This is a genomic window from Variovorax sp. P1_H12_2, from assembly GCF_056405335.1.
This window is the reverse complement of the sequence record NZ_JBFUCI010000326.1, coordinates 1-7393: the sequence shown is the minus strand read 5'-3', so window position 1 is coordinate 7393 and position 7393 is coordinate 1. Positions and strand designations below refer to the sequence as shown.

The window sequence follows — 7393 nt, the reverse complement described above, 5'->3', positions numbered from 1 at the left end:
GCCCGGTCGCAGGCCGACGGCTCGCCGGCTGCGGCGCGCAGCGCCGGCGCCAGCAGCGAGATCCCGCCGGTCGCGGCGGCCACGCCCACGTTGGCGGCCTGGTGCACGGCACCGCGCGGATTGATGCTCAGCTCGGGTGCGTCGAGCGGGCCCTGGAGCAGCATCAGCTCGACCAGGCTGCTCGCTTTCAGGTCGAGGCCCCGCTTGACCTGGGGCCGGAACGCCAGCGAGAGGGTCTGCCGGGCGAGATTGATCTCGCCGCTGGCCGAGACCGCGATCTGCTGCGTTTCCACCGCGATCGAGCGGTCGATCGCCGCCACGCCGTCGCGCAGAGGCAGCTGTGCGACGGCGCACTGCACGACCAGGTCGTCGCGCGGCACGTTGCTCGGGATCAGCGCATCGATCAGGCGCGAGAGGAGGTCGCGGTCCAGCGCTGCGCCCCGGCCCACCAGCCCGACGTCGCGGGCGCTCAGCAGGGCGCTGCCGCTCGATGACGCGGCCAGCGCCGCGGGCGTGCGGCCGGACATCGCGAGCTTGGCTTCGAGGTCGGCATGGCCGCCCTTGAAGCGCCGACTGCCTGGGTGCGCCGCGTCCAGTGCCTCGACCGACATCGACCTGGCGCTCAGTTGCAGGTCGATGTGCGGTGCGGCATCGGGGTGCAGCGCGACCCGGAGCTGTCCCCGGGCCTGGCCGCCGGCGATGGCAAAGCTGAACGGCTCGACCTGCAGCCGTCCGGGACTGAAATTGACATGGGCCTGGAAGGCCGAGATGGCCGGCAGCCGCGGGAGGCTCAGCGCGGCCGCCGACAGTGCTGCCTCGAGCCGCAATGGCGCGTCGCCGAGCTTGAGAGTCGCGTTGCCGGTCAGGCGTTGTCCGGCCACCGACAGCGCCATCGGATCGGCGCGCCACTGCGCCGGCGCATGCACCACCGTCGCGTGCCATTCGAGCGGCACCGGGATCATCTGTGCCGCCGGGCCGAACGGCGCCAGCGCCGGCGCCGCATCCACCCGGACCGACACCCTGGCGTCGAAGGCTCCGGCGTGTTCGCCGGTGCCGATGCTGCCCTGGACCGCGAGGGAAGCACCCTCGGTGCTGGCGCGCAAGTCGAGCGGCCACTCGGCGGTGCCGGCCCACAGCGCCTCGATCGGTCCGACCTCGCCCTTCACCTTCCAGTGTTGAGGCCCGAACGCCAGCTCGGCGGTGAACTGGCTCCGGTGGTCCGTCGTGGCCAGCGCCAGCGATTCGATGCGCAGGGTCTGCCCGGTCGGGAGGCCGATGTCGGCGCCCTGGGCGTCGACGCTCAGGATGTGCAGGGTGCCGGCGAGCAGGTCGCGCAGCGAGACTTCGAAGGCGACATCCCTGGCCCGCAATGTGTCGACGTGCGTGCTTCCCCGGGGGCTGGCGAGCACCACGTCCGTGGCCTCGATGGCGAAGGTCGGCACGAGGCGCAGGTTCAGGTCGCCCTCGATGCGGAAGTCGCGCCCGGTCGCGGTGCTCACGCGCTCCGCGAGCATGGACGCCAGCCGCGCGGGCGGATAGGCCTGCCGGAAGGCGACCCAGGCCGCCGCGGCGAGCAGGCCGAGCACGCACAGCGCGATCAATGCGATCAGCGCGCGGCGCCCCGTGCGGCGTCCGCCGTTCTTGTCGTCCCGAGGGGTTCTGGTCTCCATCCGCGCATTCTCATGCTTGCGCCCCGACCCGGTTCAACGGTTCGGTGCGGGTCGCTCAGCGCGCGCCGTGTCGCTCCGCGGCGCTGCAGTGCGCCAGGAAATCCGTGGTCGCGCGGCCCAACCGCTTTTCACGGTGCAGCACGATGGAAAGCTGGCGGCTTGCCCTGGGCAGGCGTGTGCGCAGTTCAACCAGGTGCCCGTCCGCCACGCTTTGCTCCACCGCGTAGCGGGAAAGGCAGCCGAGGCCATCGCTCGCCGCCACCACGCGCTTGATCGCTTCGGTGCTTCCGAGTTCGAAGCCGACGCGGACCTGTCCCAGGTTTTTCAGCAACCACTCGTCCGAGATCTGGCGTGTGCCGGAACCGTGTTCCCGGAGCACCCAGGTGGCGGCGGACAACTGGCGGGTCGTTGCGCAGCGATTCGCCAGTGGGTGGCCCGGTGCAGCGAGGATCACCATTTCGTCATCCAGCCAGGGCCGCACGACCAGATCGGAATGCGTCTGCGACCCTTCGACGAAGCCGATGTCGACATCCAGGGCGGCGACCGCGTCGATCACTTCGCTGGTATTGCCTATGCGCAGATGGATCTGGCTCTTGGGGTGCAGTTGGGTCCACTGCGACACCAGGCTCGGCAACAGGTATTCGCCGATCGTGAAGCTGGCGGCAACGCGCAGAGGCGCAGCGTGCTCGTCCGTGAACAGGGCCTGCACCTCGGCCGCCTGCTCGACCAGGGCTTGGGCCTTGGGCAACAGCGCGCGCCCGTTCTCGTTGAGCAGCAGACGTCGGCCGATGCGGTCGAACAGCTCGACGCCGAGCGCGCCCTCGAGTTCGGCCAGCGAGGTGCTCGCCGCAGATTGCGAGCGGGCGATCCGGTCGGCCGCCGCGCGTGTGCTGCCGCTGCGCGCCGTGGCCAGAAAGACTTCGAGCTGACGCAGGTTGAGGCGCAGGCGCTGGAATGATTGCTGATTTGATTTATCGATCATTCTGAACACTATTATCCGCTTTTTTCTTTAACAGCCTTTGCCTACCATCCAGCTCATGAAGGGGCCACGACCCTCCCACGTGCAATCCACACGCTGTTCGAAAGAGATTCTCCAGTGTTCAGTTTCCTGTCGCCAACCTCCGCCGCCGACACGGGCCACCCCGCCTGGTTGCCGCAGCAACTGCGGCAACTTCTCCCCGGCGCCGCCTTGTCCAGTGTGATCGCGATGGCCGCCACGCTGGTGTCCACTTTGCATGGCGGGCCCCAATTCCTGTATGCGCTGTTCTTTGGCGTGGCTTTTCATTACCTCAGCCATGACGCCAAGACCCGGCCCGGCATCGAATTCTGTTCGCGCACCGTGCTGCGACTGGGCGTCGGCCTCCTCGGGGCGCGGATTACCGCGAGTCAGATTGCCGGCCTGGGGTGGAGCACCGCGGCCATCGTCATCGTCGCCGTCGTGACCACGCTGCTGTGTGGGGTGCTGCTGGGACGTCGCCTGGGCATGAGTCGCGCGCAAGCCGTCTTGTCCGGCGGTTCGGTCGCCATCTGCGGCGCGTCGGCCGCTCTGGCGATCTCGGCGGTGTTGCCGCGCGACAAGGAGAGCGAGCGCTTCACCCTGATGGTGGTGGTGACCGTGACCGTGCTGTCGACCCTGGCGATGGTGATCTATCCGCTGGTTGCCCAGCTGCTGCATCTGCCGCCCGAGCTGGCCGGGCTTTTTCTGGGCGGAACGATCCACGACGTCGCGCAGGTCGTCGGCGCCGGCTACATGCTGAACCAGGAAACCGGCGACTACGCCACCATCGTCAAGCTGTTCCGTGTGTCCATGCTGGCCGTCGTCGTGGTGGTGGTGTCCGGCCTGTTCAAGCGACAGCGTGCGGCGAGCGACAGCGCTTCCGCCGGCGCCAGGCAGGCCCTGGTGCCGTGGTTTCTGTGGGTCTTCGTGGCCCTGGTCATCCTCAACTCCCTGGGCGGCGTGCCGGCGGCGGTGCAGACCGGCCTCAACGACGTCTCCCGCACGTGCCTGGTCGTCGCCATTGCGGCGCTGGGCGTGAAGACTTCATTCAGGCAACTGGCCCGCGCCGGCTGGCGGCCCTTCGCGCTGCTGCTGGTCGAGACGCTGTGGATGGCCGGCTTTGTACTGGCCGCCATCGCGATGCGAAACTGAAGGCCTCGCATCCCTGTCGAATTCGAACATCGACCTTCCTTCTACAACGAGAGTCTTCCTATGAACGGCGCGGAGAAGCTGGTCCACACGCTCATCGACCACAAGGTCGACGTGTGCTTCACGAACCCTGGCACCTCGGAGATGCACTTTGTCGCCGCGCTCGACAAGATCGAGGGCATGCGCTGCGTGCTGGGCCTGCACGAGACCGTGGTCACGGGGGCCGCCGATGGCTACTACCGGATCGCGGATCGTCCGGCCGCCACCTTGCTCCATCTGGGTCCCGGGCTGGGCAACGGACTGGCCAATCTCCACAATGCCAAGAAGGCGCGATCCGGCATCGTCAACATCGTCGGTGACCATGCCGTCGACCACCTGAAGCTGGATGCGCCGCTCACGTCAGACATCCACGCCATCGCGGGCTCGATGTCCCAGTGGGTGCGCACGAGCCCCACCGTCGATGACATCGCCGCCGACGGCGCCGAGGCGGTTCGCCAGGCGAATTCCCGTCCTGCGCGCATCGCGACGCTGATCCTGCCGGCCAACGTGGCATGGTCCGAAGTCCCCAATGACCAGGGGACGCCCAAGGAAGCGCCGGCACAGCCGACCGCGCAGCACCCGCGAGATTTCGACCGGATCGTCAAGGCCCTGCGTGACGACCCTCAGTCCACCCTGCTGCTTCTGGGCGATCGCGCGCTGCGCACGACGTGCACGAACCTGGCAGGTCAGATCTCCGCGGCCACGCGCTGCGAAGTGCGTGCGGAGTTCTATACCGCGCGGCTGGAGCGCGGTGCCGGACGCGTCCTCGTGCCCCGCCTGCCGTACGCCGTCGATCCTGGCCTGGCAGCGCTCGCGAAGTTCAAGCGAATCGTCCTTGTCGGAGCCAAGGCGCCGGTTGCATTCTTCGCGTATCCGAACAAGCCTGGGCGGCTGTCCGCGCCGGGGTGTGAGTTCCTGACGCTATCGACGCCCGACGACTTGCCGGAGGAGGCGCTCTCGGCCCTGTGCGAAGCGCTGGGTGCGAATCGTCGCGCACCGGCCCACGTGGTCGAGCAGGACGCGCAGGCGCCCTTCGCCGGGGCGTTGAGTCCCGAAGGGATCGGCCGGACGTTGGCCGCCACGCTGCCTGCGCACGCGATCGTCGTCGAAGAGGCGATGACCACCGGGCGCGGTTTCGATGCGCTGACCGCGCAGGCCGCCCCTCATGACTGGCTGACCAGTTGCGGCGGTGCGATCGGCTTTGCCTTGCCCGCCGCAGTCGGGGCGGCGATGGCTGCTCCGGAACGTCGGGTGCTCGCTCTCGAAGGCGACGGCAGCGGGATGTACACGCTCCAGTCGCTGTGGACCATGGCGCGGGAGAACCTGGACATCACGGTGGTGATCTTCGTGAACCGCGCCTACAGCATCCTGCGGGGCGAGCTTGCGGCGGTCGGCGCCGGAACTCCGGGCGTTCGGGCGCAGGACATGCTGTCGCTCGAAAGGCCTGCGCTGGACTGGTCGAGCCTGGCCAAGGGCATGGGTGTGAACGCCACCCGGGTCGGCGACCTCGAATCGCTGGGAAAGGCGCTGGTGCGCTCCTACGAAACGCCGGGTCCGACGCTCATCGAAGCCATTCTCTGAGCGCCAGCGCAAAACCGGTCCATGGCAACCCAGCCCATCATCAATCTGTCGAATGGGTAACCTCTGTGAACAGCTTTGCTCGTCCGACGTGTAGTCGAACGGGAACTTCCCGTCGCTGTTTGAAACTCACGAATGCTTCATTGCGATGACGCCCTCGACGGCAGCCCGGCTACATTGACCACTCCATTGCCGCTTCTCGACCTGTACTGAAATCTTATGTTGACCCGCATGTTTGTCTGCGCGTGCCTCACGCTGCTTTCGTCTTTCTCCCTTGCTGAAGTCGGCACCTCCGCCGATATGGCCGAACGCTACCTTGACGTTCAACGCTGCATCGAGCGGGACATGGGCAAGCTGTGGCAAGAAAAATATGGCATCGAGCTGACGATCAACCGATGGGGCGCCGTCGAGGCGATCGGCGCTTCGATCGACGCTGCCCCTCAGGTTGTTCGCATGACGGATCTGCGTTGCCGCCGCGAACGGGATCTGGCAGGCCAACCCCGACCATGACGCCTTGGCACCCTCACGGATGAGCGGCAGCAGACCTTCCCTAGGAGAGCGGCCGGGGAAGGTRCTGCTGCCGCCAGCTGCTCGGGCTTTGGTCGAAATGCTTGATGAACCAGCGCGTGAAAGAGCTGTTTTCCGCAAAGCCGGCCAGTGAGGCGGCCTCGCTGACAGAGAGCTGCGGGTTCTTCAGGGCGCGGATGGCAGCCTGGCTGCGAACGGCGTCCAGGGTGTCCTGAAAGCTGGTGCTGTGGTTCTCCAGCTGGCGCTGGAGGGAGCGTGACGTGCAGCCCAGCGCGCTGGCCACCTGGGCGATGCTGTGGCGGCCGTGCGGCAACAAGGACTGGATGGCGCTTCGCACCTGCTGCTCGATGGACTTCGGGGATTGGCTGGGGGCGTGCATGTCCATCAGGAACCGGGCATGCCGCTCCATGCCGCTGTCGTGCTCCGGGTCGAGAAGCTGCAGGTCCTGGTTGGACACCACGATGCCGTCGAAGTCCGAGGCAAACACGATCTCGTTGCCGAGCACTCGACGGTGATGGGCCGTGCTGGTGGGAGGCGCGTGCGAGAAATGCACGCCGATCGGGTTCCAGTCCTTGCCCAGTTGGTGGCGGCACAGGCTCAGCAAGGCCGTGATGCCCAGTTCCATGGGGTGGCGCCCCGGCGTCTCCCGTTCGGTGTCCAGCTGCAGCTGGATGATGGACAGCCGCCCCTGTGTCACGGTTTCMGTGGTGATGGTGGTGCTGATCAGGTGGTGGTAGTCCTTGAGCGTTTGCAGCAGGGTGGCCAGGCTGGCCTGGTGCTGCAGCAGCAGGCTGATCTGCCCGAAGTCCGACAACCGCCAGCACGATCCCATGAGCAATCCGAGCGATGCGTTGCCGGCTTGCGCGGAAGAGGCTTCCAGCGGTTGGGCGAAGGCTGTCTCGGGCACCAGCAGGTCGGGTGAGTTCAGGCAGCTGTGGTCCAGGCCCGCCTGCCGGAGCATGCGCATCGGATCGATGCCGAGTTCCTGCGCGACTTTCGAGTACTTGTTCAGGCTGATGCTTCGGATGCGGGGCGTCATGGTGGCAGGTCCAGGCCCCTTGGCCGCTTGCGGCAGGGGCGTTTCAAAGCGCAGCGGTGGTCCTGAACCCATCCGGGAATGGTAGGGGATTCAGTGCACAGACGCGAATCAATGCCCCGAACGCGTGGTCAATGGCGTGGGTGCCGCAGGCTTTGATGGAGATGGCGAATCCTGTTGGGTTCGGCAGGCTGGGGGCGCGTGCCGCAGTCTGCGTGCAGACCCTCACAGGGTTTTCCCCTTGCGGCGCGACTGGGCAAGAACCTGTCGTGATCGGCAAAGCGGGTTTGCTGCGTGTGATTCGAGAATTTGTCCAACCGGCAGGCAGAGCGTGAATGCATCGCAAGACCTGCTGCGGTGGACTTCAAGGAGACAGCAGTGGCACAAGTGATCAGA

At 67.0% G+C, this 7393-nt stretch carries 6 protein-coding genes; 3 read left to right on the top strand and 3 right to left on the bottom strand.

Features of this window, described 5'->3' with window-relative positions; translation table 11 throughout:
- Nucleotides 1-1670: AsmA family protein (locus AC1D2K_RS25645; protein WP_478092030.1), on the bottom strand; the 1670-nt coding region annotated here is incomplete at its 3' end.
- 55 nt (nt 1671-1725) lie between these two features.
- Nucleotides 1726-2652: a LysR family transcriptional regulator gene (locus tag AC1D2K_RS25640; protein WP_478092034.1), complete on the bottom strand. Its 927-nt coding sequence runs from the start codon at nt 2650-2652 to the stop codon at nt 1726-1728.
- 225 nt (nt 2653-2877) lie between these two features.
- Here AC1D2K_RS25640 and AC1D2K_RS25635 point away from each other — a divergent pair, with 225 nt between their 5' ends.
- The 3 genes from AC1D2K_RS25635 (at nt 2878) to AC1D2K_RS25625 (ending at nt 5943) form a co-directional block, all read left to right on the top strand.
- Nucleotides 2878-3819, top strand: coding sequence for a YeiH family protein (locus AC1D2K_RS25635; RefSeq protein ID WP_478092032.1), 942 nt, complete (start codon nt 2878-2880; stop codon nt 3817-3819).
- A gap of 60 nt (nt 3820-3879) precedes the next feature.
- Entirely contained in the window at nt 3880-5436 is a 1557-nt protein-coding gene (locus tag AC1D2K_RS25630; protein ID WP_478092029.1) for an acetolactate synthase large subunit, read from the top strand.
- A gap of 216 nt (nt 5437-5652) precedes the next feature.
- On the top strand, nt 5653-5943 hold the full coding sequence (locus tag AC1D2K_RS25625) for a hypothetical protein (protein ID WP_478092027.1): 291 nt from the start codon (nt 5653-5655) through the stop codon (nt 5941-5943).
- Nucleotides 5944-5983: 40 nt separating this feature from the next.
- Here the strand turns inward: AC1D2K_RS25625 and AC1D2K_RS25620 are convergent, their stop codons facing one another.
- A complete protein-coding gene (locus AC1D2K_RS25620; protein ID WP_478092025.1) occupies nt 5984-7000 on the bottom strand; it encodes an AraC family transcriptional regulator in 1017 nt (338 codons plus the stop codon).
- Nucleotides 7001-7393 lie beyond the last annotated feature (393 nt).

What these genes read in the sequence shown, in the direction of transcription:
- AC1D2K_RS25640 (WP_478092034.1), bottom strand. Translation starts at nt 2,652, where the DNA reads ATGATCGATAAATCAAATCAGCAATCATTCCAGCGCCTGCGCCTCAAC.
- AC1D2K_RS25635 (WP_478092032.1), top strand. Translation starts at nt 2,878, where the DNA reads ATGGCCGCCACGCTGGTGTCCACTTTGCATGGCGGGCCCCAATTCCTG.
- AC1D2K_RS25630 (WP_478092029.1), top strand. Translation starts at nt 3,880, where the DNA reads ATGAACGGCGCGGAGAAGCTGGTCCACACGCTCATCGACCACAAGGTC.
- AC1D2K_RS25625 (WP_478092027.1), top strand. Translation starts at nt 5,653, where the DNA reads ATGTTGACCCGCATGTTTGTCTGCGCGTGCCTCACGCTGCTTTCGTCT.